Annotated in this window: 20 protein-coding genes and 1 pseudogene; 8 read left to right on the plus strand and 13 right to left on the minus strand. The window is 53.0% G+C overall.

Annotated features, from left to right (window positions below):
• Window positions 1-610 (plus strand): RNA-guided endonuclease InsQ/TnpB family protein (locus tag ABYP39_RS08115; protein WP_372781964.1); only part of this gene is annotated, 610 nt, incomplete at its 5' end.
• 156 nt (window positions 611-766) lie between these two features.
• Here the strand turns inward: ABYP39_RS08115 and ABYP39_RS08120 are convergent.
• Complete coding sequence (locus ABYP39_RS08120; RefSeq protein WP_372750164.1) at window positions 767-1,588, minus strand: SDR family oxidoreductase; 822 nt, start codon at window positions 1,586-1,588, stop codon at window positions 767-769.
• 463 nt (window positions 1,589-2,051) lie between these two features.
• Between ABYP39_RS08120 and ABYP39_RS08125 the strand changes: the two genes are divergently transcribed.
• Window positions 2,052-2,615 (plus strand): TetR/AcrR family transcriptional regulator, encoded by a 564-nt coding sequence (locus ABYP39_RS08125; protein ID WP_372781966.1) that lies wholly within the window; start codon window positions 2,052-2,054, stop codon window positions 2,613-2,615.
• Here the strand turns inward: ABYP39_RS08125 and ABYP39_RS08130 are convergent, their stop codons facing one another.
• On the minus strand, window positions 2,616-3,485 hold the full coding sequence (locus ABYP39_RS08130) for a hypothetical protein (RefSeq protein WP_372759482.1): 870 nt from the start codon (window positions 3,483-3,485) through the stop codon (window positions 2,616-2,618).
• Between the two features lie 178 nt (window positions 3,486-3,663).
• On the opposite strand from ABYP39_RS08130, the gene ABYP39_RS08135 reads away from it, so the two are divergent.
• Complete coding sequence (locus ABYP39_RS08135; RefSeq protein ID WP_372759481.1) at window positions 3,664-4,686, plus strand: SDR family NAD(P)-dependent oxidoreductase; 1,023 nt, start codon at window positions 3,664-3,666, stop codon at window positions 4,684-4,686.
• A 28-nt stretch (window positions 4,687-4,714) separates the two neighbouring features.
• Here the strand turns inward: ABYP39_RS08135 and ABYP39_RS08140 are convergent, their stop codons facing one another.
• Entirely contained in the window at window positions 4,715-5,104 is a 390-nt protein-coding gene (locus tag ABYP39_RS08140) for a carboxymuconolactone decarboxylase family protein (protein WP_372759480.1), read from the minus strand.
• A 553-nt stretch (window positions 5,105-5,657) separates the two neighbouring features.
• Between ABYP39_RS08140 and ABYP39_RS08145 the strand changes: the two genes are divergently transcribed.
• From ABYP39_RS08145 to ABYP39_RS08155, 3 genes are all read left to right on the plus strand, one after another.
• Complete coding sequence (locus ABYP39_RS08145) at window positions 5,658-6,281, plus strand: DUF305 domain-containing protein (RefSeq protein ID WP_372763769.1); 624 nt, start codon at window positions 5,658-5,660, stop codon at window positions 6,279-6,281.
• A 104-nt stretch (window positions 6,282-6,385) separates the two neighbouring features.
• Window positions 6,386-7,714: an LVIVD repeat-containing protein gene (locus ABYP39_RS08150; protein WP_372763770.1), complete on the plus strand. Its 1,329-nt coding sequence runs from the start codon at window positions 6,386-6,388 to the stop codon at window positions 7,712-7,714.
• A 123-nt stretch (window positions 7,715-7,837) separates the two neighbouring features.
• On the plus strand, window positions 7,838-8,668 hold the full coding sequence (locus ABYP39_RS08155) for a histone deacetylase (RefSeq protein ID WP_372781968.1): 831 nt from the start codon (window positions 7,838-7,840) through the stop codon (window positions 8,666-8,668).
• A 6-nt stretch (window positions 8,669-8,674) separates the two neighbouring features.
• Here ABYP39_RS08155 and ABYP39_RS08160 read toward each other — a convergent pair whose 3' ends face one another.
• The 5 genes from ABYP39_RS08160 to ABYP39_RS08180 all read right to left on the minus strand — a co-directional run bounded on the left by ABYP39_RS08160 (window position 8,675) and on the right by ABYP39_RS08180 (window position 15,760).
• Window positions 8,675-9,649, minus strand: coding sequence for a universal stress protein (locus ABYP39_RS08160; protein ID WP_372750331.1), 975 nt, complete (start codon window positions 9,647-9,649; stop codon window positions 8,675-8,677).
• 22 nt (window positions 9,650-9,671) lie between these two features.
• Entirely contained in the window at window positions 9,672-12,413 is a 2,742-nt protein-coding gene (locus ABYP39_RS08165) for a cation-transporting P-type ATPase (protein WP_372758307.1), read from the minus strand.
• A gap of 438 nt (window positions 12,414-12,851) precedes the next feature.
• Window positions 12,852-13,595: a 2-oxo acid dehydrogenase subunit E2 gene (locus ABYP39_RS08170; protein WP_372748517.1), complete on the minus strand. Its 744-nt coding sequence runs from the start codon at window positions 13,593-13,595 to the stop codon at window positions 12,852-12,854.
• A 90-nt stretch (window positions 13,596-13,685) separates the two neighbouring features.
• On the minus strand, window positions 13,686-14,378 hold the full coding sequence (locus ABYP39_RS08175; protein ID WP_372748516.1) for a TetR/AcrR family transcriptional regulator: 693 nt from the start codon (window positions 14,376-14,378) through the stop codon (window positions 13,686-13,688).
• Window positions 14,379-14,506: 128 nt separating this feature from the next.
• The gene (locus tag ABYP39_RS08180) at window positions 14,507-15,760 is read right to left on the minus strand and encodes an acetyl-CoA C-acetyltransferase (RefSeq protein ID WP_372781970.1); all 1,254 of its coding nucleotides are present in this window, start codon (window positions 15,758-15,760) and stop codon (window positions 14,507-14,509) included.
• A gap of 259 nt (window positions 15,761-16,019) precedes the next feature.
• On the opposite strand from ABYP39_RS08180, the gene ABYP39_RS08185 reads away from it, so the two are divergent.
• A complete protein-coding gene (locus tag ABYP39_RS08185) occupies window positions 16,020-16,625 on the plus strand; it encodes a TetR/AcrR family transcriptional regulator (RefSeq protein ID WP_372748514.1) in 606 nt (201 codons plus the stop codon).
• A gap of 107 nt (window positions 16,626-16,732) precedes the next feature.
• Here ABYP39_RS08185 and ABYP39_RS08190 read toward each other — a convergent pair whose 3' ends face one another.
• The 5 genes from ABYP39_RS08190 to ABYP39_RS08210 are packed head-to-tail and all read right to left on the minus strand — an operon-like array spanning window position 16,733 to window position 21,554.
• Window positions 16,733-17,011: a cytochrome C oxidase subunit IV family protein gene (locus ABYP39_RS08190; RefSeq protein ID WP_372781972.1), complete on the minus strand. Its 279-nt coding sequence runs from the start codon at window positions 17,009-17,011 to the stop codon at window positions 16,733-16,735.
• 3 nt (window positions 17,012-17,014) lie between these two features.
• A complete protein-coding gene (locus ABYP39_RS08195) occupies window positions 17,015-17,602 on the minus strand; it encodes a cytochrome c oxidase subunit 3 (RefSeq protein ID WP_372781974.1) in 588 nt (195 codons plus the stop codon).
• 11 nt (window positions 17,603-17,613) lie between these two features.
• Window positions 17,614-18,396 carry a hypothetical protein gene (locus ABYP39_RS08200; protein ID WP_372748511.1) on the minus strand — a complete coding sequence of 261 codons (783 nt, stop codon included), beginning with the start codon at window positions 18,394-18,396 and terminating at the stop codon, window positions 17,614-17,616.
• On the minus strand, window positions 18,393-19,097 hold the full coding sequence (locus ABYP39_RS08205) for a hypothetical protein (protein ID WP_372758306.1): 705 nt from the start codon (window positions 19,095-19,097) through the stop codon (window positions 18,393-18,395). The genes ABYP39_RS08200 and ABYP39_RS08205 overlap by 4 nt, the downstream gene beginning before the upstream one ends.
• Before the next feature lie 12 nt (window positions 19,098-19,109).
• Window positions 19,110-21,554, minus strand: coding sequence for a TonB-dependent receptor (locus tag ABYP39_RS08210; RefSeq protein ID WP_372781976.1), 2,445 nt, complete (start codon window positions 21,552-21,554; stop codon window positions 19,110-19,112).
• Window positions 21,555-21,777: 223 nt separating this feature from the next.
• Between ABYP39_RS08210 and ABYP39_RS08215 the strand changes: the two are divergent.
• Window positions 21,778-22,027: pseudogene (locus tag ABYP39_RS08215) on the plus strand (MFS transporter); the annotation flags it as partial.

The raw sequence follows: 22,027 nt of genomic DNA on the forward strand, positions 1-22,027 counted from the left end.
ACGAGGGCGCTGGTATTTCAATGTCGTTGTTGATGCTGAGTTTGAAAGAAGCGAGGGAAAATCGGCAACCGGAATCGATTTGGGTTGCAAAAAAGCTGCAACGGACTCAAGCGGGCATGTTCTTGTTGGGCGCGAATACAGGAAGCTTGAAGAAAAATTAGGCAATGCTCAACGTGCAAGAAAGACGAAGCGCGTTAGGGCAATTCACGCAAAAATCAAAAACTGTAGAAAAGATGGACAACATAAATACAGCCGCAAATTAGTAAATGAAAATGCGGCTATTTTCGTTGGCAACGTATCGAGCACCGGCCTAGTAAAAACCAAACTGGCGAAATCTGTTTTGGATGCAGGCTGGGGCCAACTCAAAACCATGCTGGAGTACAAGTGCACTATGGCAGGCGTGGTTTTTGAAGTAGTCAACGAAGCACACTCCACCGTAACCTGTAGCGACTGTAACAAGCGCACTGGCCCTAGTGGTCAGGAAGATTTGCGAATAAGAGAATGGACTTGCTGTGAGTGTGGAGTCACGCATCAGCGCGATGGTAACGCATCGAAGAACATTCTCGCGTCTGGACTCGGACGTCTCGCTGGAGGAAAGGTAGCGGCCTAGTGCCGCCCTGGGCTTAAGCCTGTAATGGGTTTAGGGAATCCCCTTCGCCATGCGGAGGGGAGGAGGTCAAAGCCTGTCGGTCGTAAAACGGAAAACTCGAACAAAACGGCAATCTGACCTAGGGATCACCGTTTTGTGTCGATAGTGGGGAGTGAATCAGAGTGAAATGCCGAGCAGGTTGTCCCGCTGCTCCATCGTGATTTCCGCGCAGTAGCCGTAATCAACTGGAATATTGCAGCCGCTGATAAAGCCGGCAAGTTTGCTGTTGATTGCCACCAGCGCATGCCCCATGTCTGTACCGGTAGCAAAGTCGCCGTTGCTTGGGCAGAACAAGCTGGTCACGTCCTTGCCTACACCGGCAGAATTGAGGTTATCCATAAAGGCTGACTGTGTCGGGGATGGTGCGATGCAGTTGATGCGCTTGTGTTGTTTTGCCAGCTCACCAGCCATCTGCATGGTATAAACGATAATGCATTGCTTGGAAAAGCCATAGGCGTCGGCTTCGCCGAGTTCGTTCTCGGCTTTTAGCCAGTCGGAGGCGGCTTCGAAGGATTCCAGTGCCAGGAAGGACTTCACGGTGTCCAGGTTGGCGCGCCACCCCATGCCAGCGGTAGAGGCAATTGATGCGATACCTCCCCCCTGCGCTATGCGTGGCAGCAGCTGTTCTGTCAGGTAGCGCAGCCCGACGAAATTGATCATGATCGTCTCGTAGGCCGGTGTGGGGGGATGAGGAACCCCGGCGCAATTGAACAGCCCGTATATAGAATCGGGCAGCTCCAGCAGCGCTGCATCAATCGATGCCTTATCCATGATATTGACCCTGAGTGCCTTGGTGACCGGAGCGCTGACTTCACCGATGTCCAGAGCATAGACATTCGCCCCGGCTTCAATCAGCAGTTCGGTTGCGGCCGCGCCCATGCCGGACGCGGCACCCGTAATAACCACATTCTGGTCTTTGTAGCCAAGGATATTGTCCATGGGTATTCCTGTCTCTTGTCACGTTGTTGTTTAATAAATCCGGTTCTGCGGGCCTGATTGGCGTCCCGCTTAGCGGAAAATACCGGTTCTGCAAATAGGCGCCGAGCCATCATGTAGTGGATGTGACTGGCAGTTTTGGTTGTTATGGGGTGTAGCCTACCAAGCTTCCCTTGCGGTGGTAAATAGCTATTTAGATAATAGTAACTTTATATTACCTAATATGCGGTAGATCGAACTACGTTAGTATCTGCTGGGTGTGCGTGTGAGTATCGCTGGGTACCTGGTCGGCAAGCTAGATTTCACTGGGCGTAGATTTCACCTACTATGTAACGCGATTTTCGGGGTGGACGCGGAGGCTGCCGCCTGATGTTGTCATGCCAACAGCTATAAAAAGGTAATCAGGATATTGAAAAAGGTCCAACCGGGAACATCGCCTGCGGCACGTTCTACCTATGACAAGATAATGAACGCCGCTGCTGAATGCATGTTACAGAACGGCTACCGTGATACCCGCATGACTGTGGTAGCGGATATGAGCGGAATATCACGTGCGGCCCTATACAAGTACTTTCCAACGAAGGATTCGCTGCTTCTGGAGCTGAACAGGAAAGTGCTTGAAGAGGCACAGGAAGACTCGCGACGCTTGTCTGCTAGCAAAGCGCCTGCGCTGGAGGTCATACGGGAATGGCTGCTCAAGTATCTCAATACCGAGCAGGCCGGGTTTGTTCGGGCTGTTATGATTGATGATGCGCAGCAGGTGCTGATTCAGGGACAGGAGGCCACCGAAGCCACGCTCAACGATGTAAAAAAAGCCCTAGTGAAAGTTTTGCGGCGTGGCATCAAGTCGGGTGAAATACGAGATGATATCAAGCCTGCTGATACTGCTCATATGCTGCAGGGGGTTGTGTTCAGTGTGAAGCGAAATTATCTGTCGACTCGACCGGTGATTGATCTGCGGGAGCAGAAGTATCGTACCCTGCTCGTAGAGACCATCAGCGCCGGTCTGCGTTCGGGTAATCGCGACTAACTAAAGGCTGCCACCCATCAAATGCGTCGCGAGGTCGATCAGCAACAGCGTAATCATCCCCACGAATGAGGCTTCGATAAATACGCGACCGATACTCCAGCGCTCTCCGTCGCTGTCTTCGTCCATGCGGTACAGGTTGGGGAAGGCAACGACAAAATAGAGCGCATAAAACAGTGAGCCGGTTACCAGCATGGCGTCTAGGTCTTCATACCAGACGTTGGAGAAGTCGTTGTCGGCAATAACAAAGTAAAAATAGGTTTCTCCCCATGCCCAGAATAGGGAGATCAGCCCGACAATGGCAAACCAGGTCAGCGTGCGAACCGCGCCCGAAGTCCAGGCCTCACTCAGGGTCCGGATGCGTCGCATCACAATAATGGCCGAAACATGGTAGACCGTGAAAAACACAACGGAATTGAAATACATAGAGGGCGGTACTTTCTGGTAGCCGGCCAGTGCTGTTGCTTCATCAGGCCCGACGAGCGCACTGTCTAGATAAAGAGTTACTTCTGGGAAGCGGTAGCGCAACCCAAGCACTTCGAAAAAGTATTCGGTATGAAAGTATGTGGCGATAACGACCCACCAAAACATGTACAGATTAAATTTGAACCAGTAGCTTTGGTGCCAGGGGATACCACTGTTGCGGCGAAGAAACCACGGTAGCAGGACACAATACGGAATCCACATCAGAACATTCTGCATGATATTCCAGAATGTGCCGGTATTAAGCCAGCCCATCTGTACCATTGCCATGTTGTAAACGAACCAGAACGGGATAACAGTAAGAAGGAATTTTTCGGCCCACGCTTTGTCGGGATTGGGTGAAAACCAGTAGCCGGGAAGCGGTTTAGTGGTGGGTTTGACGTCGGCCATAACACAAACTCCTGTTGTTTTGATTCTGTTATATGCGCTGTAATTGGGAATCGTCAGGCGCAGTGAGGATAAGGTGAGTATACATATAAAGCATAATATGTATACTATAAAATGACGCGTGCGGCTGGCACTTGGCCACAACCGCTGCCTGATTTCAGACGAAGGATGCGCCATATTCATGGTAGAAGCAGAAACTACAATACCTGTAAAAACGCTGGTTACCGGTGCCACCGGTTTGGTTGGCGTGCACACAGTGGCCGAACTCGTCAGCCACGGGATGGGGGTGCGGGTGTTGGTCCGCAGTCGGGAGAAGCTGCTTCATTGTCTTGAGCCGTTCAATATTACGACTGAGTTGGTTGAGATTGTCGAGGGAGATATCAGTAATACGTCAGCGCTTGCATCGTATATTGACGGTTGTGATGCATTGGTACATTGCGCAGGTATTTTCTCAAATGACCTCTCAGACCGTTCAAAGTTGCAGAAAATTAATGTGGATGCCACCCGGAACATTCTGACTCAAGCGCACCAACAAAAATTAGACCCCATAATTTACCTGTCGAGTTATCTAGCCCTTTTCCCACCGGACGGAAATATTATGACTGGCGACGATACGGTAAAGTCGCCCCGCGCCATGTATGCCGGCACCAAGGCTGAAGCGGAGCGCATCGCCCGTACCCTGCAGGACCAAGGAGCGCCGGTTGTCTCGGTCTATCCTGGCTCAATTCAGGGCCCGAACGATCCAACTTACGGTATAGGCTCGCAGTTGCTGGAGCAGGCGGTGAAAACGCGAAAAATGCTGGTAACAGAGGGGGGGCGCGGGTTTACCGATGTGCGTGATCTTGCCCAGCTCATTCGCAAGGCGCTGGTGAAAGGCCGGGGCGCAAAGCGCTATATGTTTGGTGGCTACTTTCTTGAGCATCGCGAAGTTCTCCAGCTCCTTGCAAATCTAAGTGGCAGAGACATAAAGCCTATCAACGTACCCGGATCTGTGTTGCGCGGCATAGGGAGCACTATCGATCTGCTTTCAAAACTCACGGGGAAAAGTTATATGCTCACGCGTGAAGCTGCTGAGGTGCTGACACGCAGTGTGCCCTGTGATGACTCGCCTGCCATTGACGAGCTGGAGCTGGAGCTGGTGGGTTGTGAGAAGTCCTTCAGTGATTTGCTGTCTTGGATGAAGTCCTCAGGCAAACTTCGCTAGTAAGTGTTTGAGACAGGCGCCGCGCTCCTTATTCTGCTGGCGCCTGTTGTAATTCACTCGTTACTTCATTGATTGCTTCTTCCAGTGGTATCAGCATCGCGGCGGCGCGCGGATAGCCCGCGTACTGCGCAATAAAGATCAGTAACTCGCGGGCTTCGTCCGGTGTCATCTCTTTTCGCTTGAGAGAGGCTTTGATCTGGATTTTGAAAGTAGTGTTTTCGCCTTTTTCCGCAATAATGCCCAGTAGTAATATGCGTTTGTCTCGCATTGACAGGATGTCGCGTGTCCAGACTTCTGCGAAAAGCTGTTCCAGCATGACGTCAGTGAATGCATAGCCTTCTTCTGGGACGACCACGTCGCCGGCATAAACATCTTTAATCATAGCCTCGCCGCGTTCGCGGCGCGTAGGGTCACTCATAGTATTCTTTTTTCTCTCAGTGTGTATTTTATTTAGCCGAGAGCACATCACACTTACTACGCTCGAGACTATCTCCTATCGTAGTCCCGGTAGATGTCAGACGCGGCAAATAACGAAATTGTGGCGGGCCTTGTTTGCGACATATTTGTTGTAAATTGCAGGGGCCTTCCGCAATATATCATAAAACATTTCTAATGCAATTTGATGGGTTTTTGCTTATTCCGCTTGGTAAGATAATCACAATCAGTATACGCACGGAGTACCTAGACACGTGCTTCCGTCTTTTAGCATGGGTAGTCGAGCGACGCCCGATATCAACAATCGATCGGCGTGAAAACTGGTGTGTTGCTTGTACCGCGCAATATGGTGTTAGGCCGCCGTTGTAGCTGGAATTGCGATCAAATCGCTGGTATTACCTCCGCCGACTGGCTAATATCCTGCGCACATTACGTATTTACATGCTCTTGAAATCAGGACTACCGTTATTTAGGTGCGTTATTCACTTCCTCTAGCATTATTAGGTCTCACGGTCAGCATTGTCGCAAGCGTCTTGTTGTGGCGAGATCTTACTGAAGTGCGTCAGTCGCTGGACGCCAAGACTCCGCATATTATCGATGTTCGTTTCAGTCAATTTATGGCTCTGCATCACCGCCAGGCAATCGCGATGTCTCAACTGTTACTTGATGGCCAAGCCACGGGTTTGAGTGGGCTTGCAAAGCGTATTGCCAGTAGCCAGTTGGTGGAGTTGGGCGAGATGCAGGGGTGGTTGAGGCTGTGGGAGCAGCCCTTCGAACCCGACTTGGATGACATGACCTGGATGCTACTCGGCCAACAACCTTACAATGATGAGCTGTTACAGTATTTGGTTGACTGTGGGAACGCGCCGGAGGGAATGCCGGGACTGGCCACTTCAGAACAGTTGATACAGTTGCGCGAATTAACGGGGATCGAGCGAGATATACAGTATCTGCGCCTGATGTTAGCCCATCACGAGGGCGGTCTGCCCATGGCGAGGTTTGCATCCGAGGAGGCAACGCTGCCGCCGGTGCGACGCTTGGCGCGCCAGATTGTTTTGGATCAGGCGCGAGAAATTCAGCAGTTCACCCATATGCTAAATCAGGTTCAACCTGTTGCCACTGATAGAGCGCTGCAAGACGCAAGTGAACCGACACTGTGAGGATGCCAATGAAATACCTGCTTATACCGCCATTGTTCGCTCTGGTCACTACAATTACCGCGTGCAACTCCAGCAGTTCCAGCAGCGGCTCTGCTGGAGTCAACGTGCCTACAGAAACCAGGGTGGCAAGCTGTGGTCCGGGTTCGCAACCGGAAAGTGGTATGCAGGGGCGCGTGTCGCCCGAGGATCACGAAACAGGTCGCGCGGCGGCTGGCTTTACGTGTAATACCCAATTAGTCGGGCAATACACGGTACCTAATGCGATTGGCACAGTCGGCGGTTTCAAGGTTGAGCGCTATGTGGACTCGTCGGGCAATGAGTGTGCGTATTACGATAGCACTCTGCTGTTCCCTTCCAACGTGCTGGACCTAAACGTTGGTGTGAATGTATTGGATATGAGCGATCCAACAAACCCGACGCTGTCCACTCGGCTTGTAACGCCAGCGATGGATTCACCTCATGAATCTATGGTAGTTGCACAACAAGGCGGCATTCTGGCGGCGGTTCTGGGTAATCCAGCCTTTTACCCGGGCATTGTAGATGTTTACGATATATCTTCTGACTGTCTGAATCCTGCTTTGCAGGCGTCTGCTCCCGTAGGCTTCCTTGGACACGAGAGCGGTATCTCGCCGGACGGTAAAACGTTTTATTCAGCCTCTCCCGGCACGCCGACTCTCACCGCCGTCGATCTTTCCGTACCCTTTGCACCGGTTCCTATATGGAGAGGCAATTATACGTCCCACGGCCTGTCGATCAGTGACGATGGCAATCGCGCCTATCTGTCATCTGGAAATGGTAAAGGCGTGCTTATTCTGGATGTCTCTGAAATTCAGTCGCGCCAGCCTAATCCCCAGGTTCGCGAGATAGCATCGATTACATGGCCAAACCAGAGTATCCCCCAGAACGCGATCCCGTTTACCCGAGACGGTAAGCCCTATTTGCTTGAAATTGATGAATATTCCACGAACAACCCCGGCGAAGACAGCTCTGTGGCATCTCATGGTGAGTTCGTTGGTGCCGGACGCATCATCGATATTAGCGATGAGACGAACCCCAAGATCGTGTCCGATCTTCGACTGGAAGTGCACGAGCCTGAGAACCGTGCTGCCATCAAGGATGATCCGGGAGCTTCCAATATTACCGGGGGCTATGCGGGCCATTATTGCGACATACCCACACGCGTGAATCCAGATATTGCCGCCTGCAGTATGATTCTATCCGGGCTACGGATTTTTGATATACGCGATCCTGCCAACCCTAGAGAAGTGGCTTATTTCAATGCCCCCGTTCAACCGCGGATTATTACGCAGCCGGCGCCGGCCAGTAACTGGGCTATGTCCAAACCCGCTTTTGTTCCGGAGCGCAAGGAAATCTGGTACACCGATGGTTACAGCGGCTTTTACGTTGTACGGGTGACAAACGGCGCGTGGTGAACACGTGCCGTAAAAACAGATAGACTTGGTTTTCCTCCAGTTTGACCGCTCAGGGTTATGATTCCGTTAATCTTCGCACCCATATACAGTCAGCTTGAATTACCCGCGCGGCACCGTTTTCCCGTGGCGAAATATCAGCAGCTTTATAACCAGCTTGTTGCTCGAGGCGCAAAGCCTGCTCAGTTTGTGCGCCCTGTGCCACTGGATTATAGGCGTATCGAAGATGCGCTCTGTCCGCGCTACGTATCTCGGTTTATCAATGGCGAGATTGACCGGCAGGCAATGCGCCGAATTGGATTTCCTTGGTCAGAGCAACTTGTTGAACGCACCTTGACGGCAGTGGCAGGCACCATACTGGCCGGAGTTCTATCACTAGATAGAGGTAAAGCCATTAACCTAACCGGCGGGTATCATCACGCCTTCTACGATTATGGCGCGGGCTTTTGCATCATTAACGATTTGTATTTGTCTGCGCTCAATCTGCTCACAAAACCGGCAATTAACCGTGTGCTGATATTCGACTGTGATGTGCATCAGGGCGATGGCACCGCAGCGTTGGCTCAGGACCATGAGGATATTTTCACCGTATCTGTGCATGGGGAAAAAAACTTCCCTTTTCGAAAGCAGGTTTCTGATATTGATGTGCCATTGCCCAAAGGCACTGGTGACGACCTCTATCTAGAAAAGGTGGAACAGTCACTACTGATGGCGGTCAACACGTTTAAGCCTGATGCAGTGATATACGATGCCGGCGTTGATATCCACTGTGATGATGATCTCGGACATTTTGAGGTTAGCAACGAGGGCATACTGGCTCGTGACCAGTTGGTATTCGAGGCCTGTGATCGTGCCGGGCTACCCGTGTCGGCGGTGATTGGCGGTGGCTACCAGCGAGATATCCAAGCGTTGGTCAATTTACATGAATTACTGTTTCAGGCGGCGAAGGCAGTGTAACGCGGCCTAACGAACCGGTGTCTCAAAACCGTCTGGTTTGAGTGCCAACACGGAGCACTTAACCTGCTCTAGTATGGATTCTGCGGTATTGCCAATAATCAATCCCGGTATGCCTACTCGCCCGACGGTTCCCATCACAATCAGATCGATATCGTATTTTTCAACCATCTTTGGAATTTCTTTGTATGGCTTGCCTTTAGCCAGATGCACTCTGGGCTGGAGGTACGATACGGCGTCTTTTCCCAGCATCGTCTCCATTTTTCTGACTAGCTGGTCCAGGTCGTCTGAGCGTTCACGACGAATCTGTTCGACGTAGCGGTCTACTTCTTCTTCCGGCATGCGAGAAAACGCGCCATAGCGATAGAAATGTTCGGCGTAGGCTTCCCATGCCGCACCGATATGCATCTCTGTTAGTTCGGGCATAGCCATCGTTGCGCCGTATTCTAGTACCTTGTTGTTTAGTGCAGCTTGCACTCTAACCTCTTCGACTTCGTCGACGTCTTCATTGATATCAACCGTAGCAAGAATACGGTGAAAACTGTCGTTGTGGCCCGGTTTTAACATCAGAACTGGGCATGGACATTTTCTGATGAGTTGCATGTCTTCACTACCAAACATACGCTCTAGCCACGCGACATCTTCAGCACATTTAACAACAAGGTCATGTTGATTGGTTACGACGCTCCTGATGATCTCAAGGAAGCCGATGCCGGAGAGAACCTCGATGTTGGCCTTAACCTTGGGAGAAATCTCAGAAATGCGGCTGGCGATAGCAGATCGTTTGACCTCCGCGAGGTGCTGTAAACTTTGATCGAAGTAGGTGTAGTGCTCCGTGGAGTACCAAAGTTTACTAGCGTCCATGGTGGACACAAACGTGATTGTAGCCTGGTGATCTTCCGCAATCTTTATTGAATGCAGTATCGCTTCATCCGAGTTTTCCTCGGTGTCTACTATGCATAACACACTGTTGAATTGCCTCATAATGTTACCTGCTTGGCCTGTTTCAGTTGCCTGTTGCTGCCTCTACTTCCGTCGCAGATGTCATCCGTCGGTACGCAAGACGCATTTGCTTTTCAGTTTCGATAATTGCAAAGAGTGCTACGCCTATACCCACAATGATCAAACCATCAAAGAACGCGATTGAGACCGTCGCAAATATACTCTGAAGTGGCGGCAAGTAGGTTATCGCGAACTGCGCGACGGTGACCGCACATACGACCGTCCAGACAACCCTTGTTCCCCGCACGGCGCTCCAATTTAGAGATGTGCTATAAATGTTGCGGATAAAAAACAGATGGAAAATCTCCATGACTACCAGGGTGTTCAATGCCATTGTACGCGCCAAGTCCACGGAGTATCCCCGATCAATTGCATATTGATAGATGCCAAAAACACCGAGTAGAAAGAGAATAGAAACTAGAATGATATGCCATACAAGTTCACCGTTTAGCAGCGGTTCTCGGCGGTCACGCGGTGGTCGGCACATGGTGTTTTTCTCGGTTGGCTCGAATGCTAACGCTATGCCTAACGTGATTGCGGTAATCAGGTTTATCCAAAGTATTTGGATAGGAGTTACCGGGAGCGTCAGTCCGGTCAGTAAAGCCAGTATAATCGTCATGGCTTCGCCGGCGTTTGTTGGCAAAGTCCAACTGATTACTTTTTTGAAATTGTCATAGACTGTTCTGCCTTCTCTGACGGCTGCAACGATGGATGCAAAGTTATCGTCTGCCAACACCAGTTCCGAGGCTTCCTTCGCGGCTTCGCTGCCTTTTTTACCCATGGCTATACCGGCGTCGGCCCGCTTGAGTGCGGGAGCGTCGTTAACCCCGTCGCCGGTCATAGCTACGGTCATATTTTGAGCCTGTAATGCCATGACCAATCGCAGTTTGTGTTCTGGACTTGTGCGCGCAAAGATATCGCAATCGCGTACTGCCTGCTGCAATGCGGCGTCATCCATCCCGTCGAGGTCTAACCCGGTAAGAACCTTGTCGGTGTTGCGCAATCCGATCTGTTGGCCGATAGCCGCCGCTGTCTTGAAGTGGTCGCCAGTAATCATTTTTACATCAATGCCAGCGGTATGGCACTCGCTGACCGCGGCTATCGCTTCTGGTCGTGGTGGATCAATCATCCCGACCAATCCTAGGAACGTAAGCGACCCTTCAACGTCCGTGTGTGCTAATACTGTGTGCTCGGGCGGAACCGATTTGACGGCGAAAGCCAGCAGTCGTTGACCAAGCGAGGCGATTGTTTCTGCGCGAGAGTTCCAGTAATCGGTGTCCAGGGGTTCCGTGCCGCCGTTGGTTGCACGTTGATCGGCGCACATGGCCAAAATGCGTTCTGGCGCGCCTTTTACGAAAATACAGCCATGGCCTTCGTGGTCGTGGTTCAGCGTGGCCATAAACCGGTGCTTTGAATCAAAGGGAATCGCGTCGGTACGTGTCCATGCGTCCATTTCACGGTTAGCATCGATATACATTTTTCCGCTAAACGCAAGCAATGCGCCCTCCATCGGGTCGCCTTCCACATGCCAAATATTGTCTTTATGACGCAACGCCGCGTCGTTGCAAAGTGCTGCTGCACGGGCAAGTTCTTCAAGTACTGTATGCTCAGAGGGAGAAACGTTAACGTTGTTCAGTCTTAATGCGCCTTTAGGCTCATAACCACACCCGTCCAGTGTGAATAGATGTTGGTGCGATACCACGGACGAGACCATCATTTCGTTGCGCGTTAGTGTGCCTGTTTTATCGGTGCATATAACAGACACGGATCCAATGGTTTCAATCGCGGGCAGCCGCCTGACAATAGCATTGCGCTTGGCCATGGCCTGTACGCCAATAGCAAGCGTAATCGTCAGTACAGCGGGCAGCCCTTCGGGAATCGCGGCAACCGACAACCCGACGACAGCCATAAACATCTCGGTGAAATTATAATGTGCAACAAAATGGCCAAAGATTAGCAACAACCCCGCGATAAGCAGAATCATAATCGTTAGCCATTTTGCGAATTCGGCCATTTGGGTGACCAGTGGCGTGGTGAGTGTTTCGACGTCTGATAGTAAACCGCTTATTCTTCCGATTTCAGTGCCCGTACCAATCGCGACTACAACGCCTTTTCCTTGCCCACTTGTAACGAGAGTGCCGGAATAGGCCATGCCGGCGCGATCGCCCAGCGGGAGGCTGCTCTCAACGGCCAGCGTGCTTTTTTCTACAGGTGCTGATTCGCCGGTCAGTATGGCCTCCTGTATCGCCAGGCCATGTGCGTTCACGAGTCGCAGGTCGGCAGGAACTTTGTCGCCAGCTTCCAATAACACGATATCGCCGGGAACCAAATCTTCCCCTGCGACAGCGATTCTTTCCCCAGCCCGAATAACATTGGCGCGAGGGGCTAACATATGCCGAATGGCATCCATTGCTTGTTCGGCCTTGCCCTCCTGAACAAAGCCAATAATTGCATTCGCTATCACGACGGCGAGAATGACCCCCGTATCGACCCAATGGCTGAGCAATGCGGTAATCGCGGCGCAGACGAGCAAAACGTAGATAAGAACGTTGTGAAAGTGAAGCAGGAATCGCGCGACGACATTTCTTTTGGCAGCCTGGGGAAGGCGGTTGGCGCCATGGGTGGCCCGCCGTTGCTGTGCTTCGGAATGGGTCAGGCCCGCCGGGGATGACTGGAGTTTATTGAGAGCAGCGTCGGGTGCCAGCGCGTGCCATGTTGTTAACGACTCGTTTTCCGGGTTCTGCATCTTTGCCTCAAATGACAAATTTGGATCACAGACTGTGGTGCCGCTATGTCTTCCTGATGTCAGGCAGTCATGGTGACAGGGATACAGGCCTAGCTATATAAAAGCATTGATCAGGATCAAGGGGCGCTGTTATGAGGAAGGAAACTCTATGTAAAGATCGGGATCAGCTGCGCTGGCTACTCATTTGGGTACGTCGACCCGCTGCGCCCCGCCAAGTCAAACAGTCGGTCTGGAATTTCTTTCTGTTCAGGGGCATGACCTATTGACAAGCCAAGGGCATTTTTGAGTACCAGCGCCTGAGAAATGCTAGCCAGAACAACAGTCGTCACATTCGGGGGGCGACGGTATCCATCCCTACTTTCGTCAAGAAAGCGGACAACGTCGTGGCCAATCCCAGCACCACAGTCGCTGCAAACGGCTGCGCAATCAGCGTAGGGCTCAGGAAAACTCGTAGCTGACCAACCAGTCCGCCATGGCACGCAGGAAGCGGGCCGCATCGGCGCCATTGATTACGCGATGGTCGTAGCTCAACGACAATGGCAGCATTTGCCGGAGTACCGGATTGCCATTGTCGTCGGGTACAAAGCGTTGCTGGGTACGGGTGATCCCGACGATGGCCACTTCCGGGGCATTGATGATGGGAGTGAAGGATGTGCCGCCAATGTGGCCAAGTGACGACAGAGTGATACAGCCGCCGGACATCTCCTGCATTGACAGACCTTTGGTCTTAGCCTTCTCAGACAGTGCCACGATTTCGGCGCTGATGTCGTCGAGGCTTTTCTTGTCGACATCGCGGATCACCGGCACTAGCAGTCCCGCTGGCACATCAACCGCAAACCCTATGTTGTAGTAGCTCTTGGCGAAAAGTTTTTTGCCGTCGGCACTGAGGGAACAGTTGTACTGCGGGAACTGCTTGAGCATGTCCACGGTGCACTTCATCAGCGCAGGCAGCAAGGTTCGTTTTTTGTCGGGATGCGCAGCGTTCCATGCTTTGCGGCGGATTTCAAAATCAGTGACATCCACTTCGTCGTTGTGCGTGACGTGGGGAATCATCGACCAGTTGCGTTCCATAGCTTTGGCGACAAAGCCCTGGATTTTACCGACAGGTTTTTCTTCCACGCTGCCGTATACCGAAAAGTCTTCCTCGGGCCAGGGCATCATGGGTGCTGGCTTGGTTGTCATAGCTTGTACTCCAATTGTCAATCGGAACCGGGGGGCAGTTACTGCCCCCCGGCTGATTAAGAGAAGCCGCTAGACACCAGCAATGGGAAATTACTTGGACTTGCGGCCGCTTTTCTTTTTGCCCTTCTCTTCGGCCAGCAACTCGGGGAATTTTTCCTTGAGCAGTGTGCCGTGCAGGCTCAGGCGAAGCATTTCATCAGTAAAACGCTGGGCCATCTTTTTCTTGCTGTTGGCACTGCTGGAATGTGCGTTTGCCCACACCGGCCATAGGAAAACACCCACCAGCAAGATAACAGCGTGTACTTCGGCATCGATGTCCGGCTGAGCGTAGTCAGACTCAACAAAATCGTCGATGCTCTGGCGGTAGCGTGCCCAGAACGGGTCACTGGCTGCCTGGTTGGAACTTAATACCTCATAGAGCCAGACTCGCCCGAATTCCGGGTTTTCCATGGCGAAATTGGCCAGTTTTTCGATAACTTCACGCGGGCGACGTGTTTGCACCTCGGCGTCGACACCGTTTTCGTCGACATCGCCAAAGACTTCCCGCATCAGCTTTCGGCTGACCCAAGCCTTGGTTTCATCGATGAGCGTCTCCCGTGTGGGGAAATGGTGATAGGCCGTTCCGCGGTTGACTCCGGCCAGCTGCGCAACCTGTGAAACGCTTAAGCCCTCGGGGCCATCCTTTGCCAGCAACTTGCCGGCTACTTCGAGAATGGCTTCGCGCGTCAGCTGCGGATCGCGCTTACTTTTTCGTGCTTTTCGTGTCGCTACTGCGTCGCTCAATGTTCTACCCAACCCGTTTAGCAAATTGATTTTGTATTTTAACCGACTTCTGGTGGTTACTGCACAATTCGGGCCATCCCTAGAGCTAATTTCCCGCAAGTTACACGATTTTCGCTACGTAGACCGGCTTATACGCGCTCGACAATCAGTGCAGGAGCCATACCGCCCGCGGCGCACATGGTGACCAGGCCGCGCTTGAGGTCGCGACGTTCCAGCTCATCCAGCAGGGTGCCAATCATCACCGCACCGGTCGCCCCAATCGGGTGCCCAAGGGCAATCGCGCCACCATTAACGTTAATCTTGTCGCGGTCGATACCGAGATCCCGGATAACCTTTTCCACCACGACTGCAAATGCCTCGTTGATTTCAAACAGATCTATGTCACCGAGGGTGAGCCCGGCTTTAGCCAATACTTTCTTAATGGCGGGTCCCGGGGCATTGAGCATCAGCGTGGGGTCGTCACCGATATTTGCGCTGGCGACAACGCGCGCGCGGGCTTTGAGACCGCTTTTCTTCAAATAATCTTTAGAGGCCATCAACAGGGCCGCCGCACCGTCTACCACACCGGATGAATTGCCCGCGTGGTGGAAGTGTTCAATGTTGAGATCCGGATAGCGGCGGTTTATGAACCCGGCAAAGGTATTGCCCTCTTCATCAATAGGCATTCGCGCGAGTTTGGCGAAACTTGGTTCCAGCTTGGCAAGGTCTTCGGCGGTGGTGTTCGGGCGTGGATACTCTTCTTTGTCCAATACCACATTGCCGTCGTCGTCGAGCACTGGCACCAGAGATTTGTTGAAGCGGCCTTCTGCGATGGCAATAGCGGCGCGCTTCTGGCTTTCGAGTGCAAATGCGTCCAGATCTTCGCGGGAGATTCCTTCCATCGAGGCGATGGCATCGGCACAGACGCCCTGATGGCTCTGCGGATGCTTGGCCTGCAGGCGGGCATTACCGCTACCCATCATTAGCGGACGCAAGCCAGCGGCCATTTCGTCCTGACTGGCTTTGGAAATTACCGACATCATTTCAGTACCGCCCGCAATAATCAGGTCTTCCAGACCAGACATGATCTGGCCGGCAGCGAGTGCCGCAGAGGTGATGCCACTGCCACAGAAGCGATCCAGAGTAACGCCGCTTACCGTAACATCCAGGCCAGCATCGAGTGCGGCCATTCGCGCAAGATCACCGCCCTGGGTGCTCTTCTGGGCACTGGTACCCCAGATAATGTCATCGATGTCTTTGCTGTCTATACCGTTGCGCTCCACAATTGCCTTCATCACCGTGGCGGCAAGATGCTGAGGGTGCATATGAGTCAGCGCACCCTTGCCGGGTTTGCCGATGCCGCGAGGGGTGCGGACTGCGTCAACGATATAGACTTCAGACATGCGTGATCTCCTGTGTTCGCAAGCGCCGCAGTATGGGTAAGTGCGGCACCGGGTCGCCGTTGCGACTGATACTTGGAGGGTAGTTTAGTATTATTCGACAGTGTTGTGCAATAATAGAAGGCGTCGAATGTGTCTCGCCCGTTGATCGACTCTGCTATTATTCTTGTCATTGAATTCAGAGACTTAACGGCTAATGACAGGTAGTCGAAAAAATTTTGCTCCCGGGACCACCGGCAATGCAAAGTTAAAGGCGCAATAAATGCCAATGAAGAAGGCCACACAAAAGCGCAGCTACAACAGCCCCTTGCGTGAGCAGCAGAGCGCCGAGACCCGAGAGAATATTGTCTCGGCAGGGGCCGCCTTGGTACATACCCTGCCAGACTGGGATTGGAAGAATTTGTCGGCCCGGGCCGTTGGCGAAAAGGCGGGGGTCAGCGAGCGCACCGTGCGCCGCTATTTCACCACCGATGCCAAATTGCGCGACGCCGTGTTAAAACGGCTGGTTGAAGAATCGGGTATCGACCTGAGTACGTTGAGCCTTAGCGATTTTTCTGAAGTAGTGGTGGGTCTGTTCCAGCACCTGCAGTCATTTCAGGCTAAAACCACGACCCCCCAAGATTCTGCCTTCGACAGCCTCGATCGCCTGCGTCGCGCGGGCCTGATAAATGCCGTCGTTGCCGAGACGCCTGACTGGAGCCCGGAAGAGCAGGAAACCGCAGCGGCAATGCTCGATATCCTCTGGCAGCCGCAGCTGTTCGAACGTCTTACCGGCCGCTGGGGCTTTGATGACGAGCGCACCAGTCGCAGCCTGCGCTGGTTATTTACGCTCATGCATGAGGCAATTAGCGCAGGGCGTAAACCGTGACATCCACGCTAAGCGGTCAGCACTTGCGTTGGGCTGCCTAACACAGGCATCCATCACCCGCGGATTTTTTCCAACAACCCGCCAACGTCGTCGCTCAATCACATTAGTCAGTTTACCAACTGGTTTGTGAGATACAGCAGCGGAAACAGCACCAGGACCCAACCATAGGCGACACGCTTCAACCAGCGAGGAGCTGAACGTACTTCCATAAAATACATGATGACCAGTTGGGCTTTGGCGGCGGCAATGAGAAGCACCGACAACGTGACCGCGTGGCTTGGTTGCAGATCAGTACCGACGTTGCGGCCGATCAACCACGCGGCCACTGTGATCAGGCTGAGTGTTGCCCAGACTGTCGTCAGCGGATTTTTTAGATACGCGATCATCGCTTACCTCATCAGATAAAACACAGCGAGCAGCACCAGCCACAGCACATCCACCATGTGCCAGTAGATCGCGCCGATCTCAATGAATTTGATATCCGGCTGGGCCACCTGTCGCAGGTTGCGCAGCATAAACGCCATAATGCACAGGCCCAGCAGCACATGGAGCAGGTGAAGTCCTGTCATCACGTAGTAATACATGAAAAACAGGTTTTCTCCGGGGGTATGGCCGGCGCTGATCTTGGGTATCCATTCCACCATCTTCAGTACGGGAAACAGCGCACCGAGAACAATCGCAAGACTCAGTAACCGTCCAGCATCACGAATCTTGTGTTCTCGCACCGCCTCGGTGGCCAGCGCAACAAAGAGTGAGCTGGTTAGCAGCACTATGGTATTGGCAACGCCGATTCCCTGGCTCAGAAACTGCTGACTGTAAAGAAAGACGTCGAGATTCTGCCCGCGGTAGACCATGTAGCAAAGGAAGTAGACGCCGAAGATCAGCAGATCGCCAACGATAAAAAACCACATGCCGTGATCGCCGGGCAGATAGTCGGCGCGTGTGCGCGGCGCTTGGCCAACCTGTGAAATTGTCATGACCAGTCTCCTCAGGCGTAGGCAGCGCGCGGTGTTGGGCCGCTGTTGTAAAGCTCGGACTCCGGCTGTTTTCGGATCGCCTGAAAAATGCAGTAATACACGATGAACTGCCAAGGCACGTACAGCACCATATTGAACCAGAAGGCGAGCAACCCATTCCAGGCGAAGGGGCCGGTATGGGCAATCCACACTGTTGCTGCGAAGATCTCGGTTACTGACTGCCAGATGGTGTAGTAACCCAGCCATTTCGGCAGGATATTGTTTTTATCGAGCAGTATGGCAAGCGCCAGACAGGACCAGTTCAAAAAGAAACAGCCTAGACAACCGATAAACGAGAGGTAGCCGAAGTCATACAGCATCTGCAGTATTTCTGGACTGTACCCTTCGCGGAAAGCGCCCAGTCCGAAACAGAACATCGGGAAAAGGCAACCGACAATAGCGCCTGTCATTGCACCGGCGATAAATGCAAAGCGCAAAACGGGGCTGACCGACATGCGTTTCATCTGGATGGCATACATAGCGTTACCAACCGCTGACAGGCCGACCGACAGTATCAAGATGGTGCTGGCAATCAGCAGATTGGGCGACTGCATGAATTCGACAACGCCGGCGAGATCGCTTTCTGGCGCGCGCGGCGGCATCATCCAGCTCAACGGCACAAACACCAGCCCGAACAGGTTATAGAACACAGGAATGCTCCAAAAGCAGAGCAGCTGGTCCAATTTTTTGTTTTTGTACCAGGGCTCGGTCGGCTGGCTGACGGGTTCCCGCTCTGCTGTGGCGATTGTGCTCATGCCGCCACTCCTTCCTGTTCTACCTGTTGTTTAGTCACTTTCAGCAACACCAGAAACATCACCGCCACGTACACAATAAATGTGGAAAACCGCAGTGTGAACGAGATGCTACCGTCCCAAGCTAGCGGCCCCGTCTTGTAGAGCAGCGAGAACGCTGCCGGCAGCATCAGCAAGCCTGTAACAATATTGAAATGGGCGACCCAGATCGGGAACACAGGATCAGGTCGGGCGTCGAGATAAATACTGCCGGCGAGACAAAGGTTCTGCACGAACACGCAACCTACCGGTGCTACCAGGAAGAACCAAGCCATATCGTTAAGCAGACTGATCAGTTGCGGATCGCGGTCCGGGCGGAACAGGGCAATTCCCCACGCAAAGTCCGCCAATATAAAGGCTGTGATGCCAATCCCAGCGGCAATAATATAGGCGTAGGCGAAAATCGGACTGGAATTTACGACACGCAGCATCTGTACCGCAATTAAGGCAAACAGCGGCACCAGCAGGGCGCCAATGATATTGCCAAAAATCACCACGCCACGCATGGCGGTGAGATTTTCTTTAAAGAATGCTGCCACTTCCTCGGGTGACAAGGTCGGCGACAGTGGTGGCGCAAACGCTGGAAACAGCCAGTACGCTACTAAAAACAGCAGGCCAGCCACTGGGGTAAGCCACAACAGTATGTTTTGTCCTCGGGTATTCATATTCTTCCCCTGTTATTGCCCAAAGTCGTAACTCAGCTGCAAACCGATATTGCGTGGCTCGGAATAGATCGAACTCTGAAAATAGGTCAGATTCCACTGGTTACTGTTTGAAATGCGGTATTCCTTGTTGGCGAGATTGGTGCCGTAAATCTGCGCGCTGAAGGCAGAATCCAGAATACGGCTGCAGCTGATACTGGCATTGACGAGACCAAAATCCGGCAGCCATGCACCGGGCTCAGCCTCGGGTGGCGAAATTTGTGCGCTGTACTGTTCGTCAACCCAGGCATAGGTAACTGAACCCTCGATATCGCCCCAGTGCTGCGCAACGGGCAGTAGATAGCGCAGCGATAGGCTGTATTGATGTTCCGGCGTGGTTTTGAACGGCAAGCAGGTCAGTTCCAGCGAGTCCCCGCGAGATTTTTCCTGACCACTGCAGTCCAATTGCGGCGTGGCGCCAAAATAATCCAGATCAAAGCGGTTGTACTTCGCATCGGTGTAGCCATAGGTTGCCACCACGGTCAGACCGGGTGAAAGCTGCACGGTCAGATCCATTTCCAGGCCTGCAACCGTGGCTTCACCCACATTGAAAATCGACTGGCCAAGTTGCGGTACCGGGCTGGGGTTGTCGGGGTCAACGTAGGCATCCGGTGCCGCCGTCTGCATGTCGGTGTAGTCGGTATAGTAAAGGGCGGTATTCAGCCGCACCGGAATGTCACCGAGCGCGAAATCGGCCTTTTGGCCGATCTCATAATTCACCACAAACTCCGGTTCGTAGGTGTAATGCTGAGGATTGGCGGCGATCGTCGACAGTCCGCCGGTTTTGTAGCCACGGCTTACCTTGCCGTAGAGCATTAGGTTTTCAAACTTGTAGTCAAGACCCGCAGTATAAGTGAGGGCTGTCGTTTCCACTTCGGTAACAAAAGATTTGTCCACCAGGGTAAAGCCGCCGCTGGCGACCTGCTTGATGAATGCACTGCCCTCTGTGAGATCGTCGGTGTAGCGCACGCCAAGTGTCAGATTCAGCCCTGCAAGCGACGTGGTGAGATGTCCAAGGTCGTAACTTGCCTGCGCAAACGGAGCGAACGATTCTTTGTGTTGTTTGTAGCCTTGTTCGACATCGACAAACAGCAGTGACTTGGCAATGATGCGACCGTCGGCATCGGTTTCCTCATAGTAAGCGCCCACGACATAGTTCAGCGCGCCCTCGAGTGCCTCCCCTTGCAGCTGCAGTTCTTCGGTGATGGTTCGCACATCGGAATTGTTGACACCATCCGGGTTAATGAATTCATTGAAAGCTGCGCGCGAACCGTCCAGATCCCACCGGTAGCTGTGTACCAGCGTAGAGTAGCTGAGAATATTGCGCAGTGTGATGCTGTCGGTGAGGTCAAAACTGAAGTTGTCGACAAAGGTGTCGCTGTTTAGCTGATCATTGGGGTCGCCGCTGAGCTGCACGCTGCGATTTCCTCGGGCTGCCTGCTCATCAATAATATCCTGCCCGCAATTGGTTGAAGGCCCAAAGGCATTCAACAGCAGACAGCCGGAATTGGCAGACTGTGCCGGATCGACCAGTGGCAATGATGGCAGTGTTAATCCCAACGCACCGGGTATGGCGCGATTAAGCCCCGTCCGGTTTACGCGCTCGATTACGGTTGCTGTGCCGTTGGTATCGCTATCGGAGAAATTGGCCAACAGGTAATTACTGATGCGTTCGGTGGGCTGCCACAACACGCCCAGACGTGCAGTCCAGTAATTCTTGTCATCGTAGTCCTTGCCGGTCACCACATCTGTGGTAAAGCCGTCGCGCTCAAACACCTGCCCACCAATACGCGCCATCAGCACATCGTCAATCAGGGGAAGATTGACGACTGCTTCGTAACTGGCGCCCTTGGGATCATGGCCATTGTCGCCCGCCATTCGACTGATACCGGCGCGCAGCGACAGGCTGAATTCATTGTCCGGGCGGTTGGGTTCCAGAAGCAGCGCCCCGCCGGTGGTATTGCGGCCAAACAGGGTACCTTGACTACCTTTTAATACCTGGATATTGGACAAGTCAAAGAACTTACCGGAACCGCCCTGATAGTTTGCTACCGGATCTGATGGCAGGGCCACTTCCGCGAGATAGATGACCACGCCCGGGCTTGAGCCAAACTGTGCGCCCTGCCCGCGAATCGTCGGGGTTTCGGTGTTGCGCATCTGACTACCGGTACCCACCACAAGCGATGGCACTTTACCGTTCAGATCGGTCGGGCTATTGATTTGCTCACGCCGCAGGTCATCACCACTCATGGCGGCCAGGGCGATCGGCACGTCTTGCTGACTTTCCTGCGTACGGCGGGCCGTGACCAGGACTTCTTCAATGGTTGCAGCTGGCGCATCCTGGGCAAACGCTGTCGGAACAACGCTTGCCACGGCTGCCCACAGGGCGCTTGCAAACACGGGCAAACGGCAGGAAAACATGGTGAACCTCTGTAATTATTGTAGTTACGGCGCCCCGGTCTAGCTTGGGAGGAGCTGCCAACGGGAGCAACGACAAGGCATGTCGACATTCAGCTAGGATATCGGCATGCCAGACGGCTCCCCCCATACTATAATACTCAACAGCGATGTTTAATATTGATTTCTTTGGGTTGCCCCAGTAACGTTCCGAATCCTATTCGAATAATATTTGAGACCTGCCCGTATGACCGAGAGCGCTATTCGCACGCAAGCCCCCTACCCGGCGCCCTCGGTTGCCTGGTATGCCACCATTTGTCTGGCCCTGTTGTACTGGCTGTCGATTCTCGACCGTTTCATCATTTCGCTGATGGTCGATCCCATCAAACGGGATATGGGGCTGACAGACGTGCAGTTCGGATTGCTGCACGGGATGGCCTTTGCGGTCACCTATTCCCTGTTTGGGCTGATTGCCGGCGCACTGGCGGACCGCTTCA

The sequence above is a fragment of the Litorivivens sp. genome (assembly GCF_041625495.1).
Lineage (GTDB): Bacteria > Pseudomonadota > Gammaproteobacteria > Pseudomonadales > Spongiibacteraceae > Litorivivens.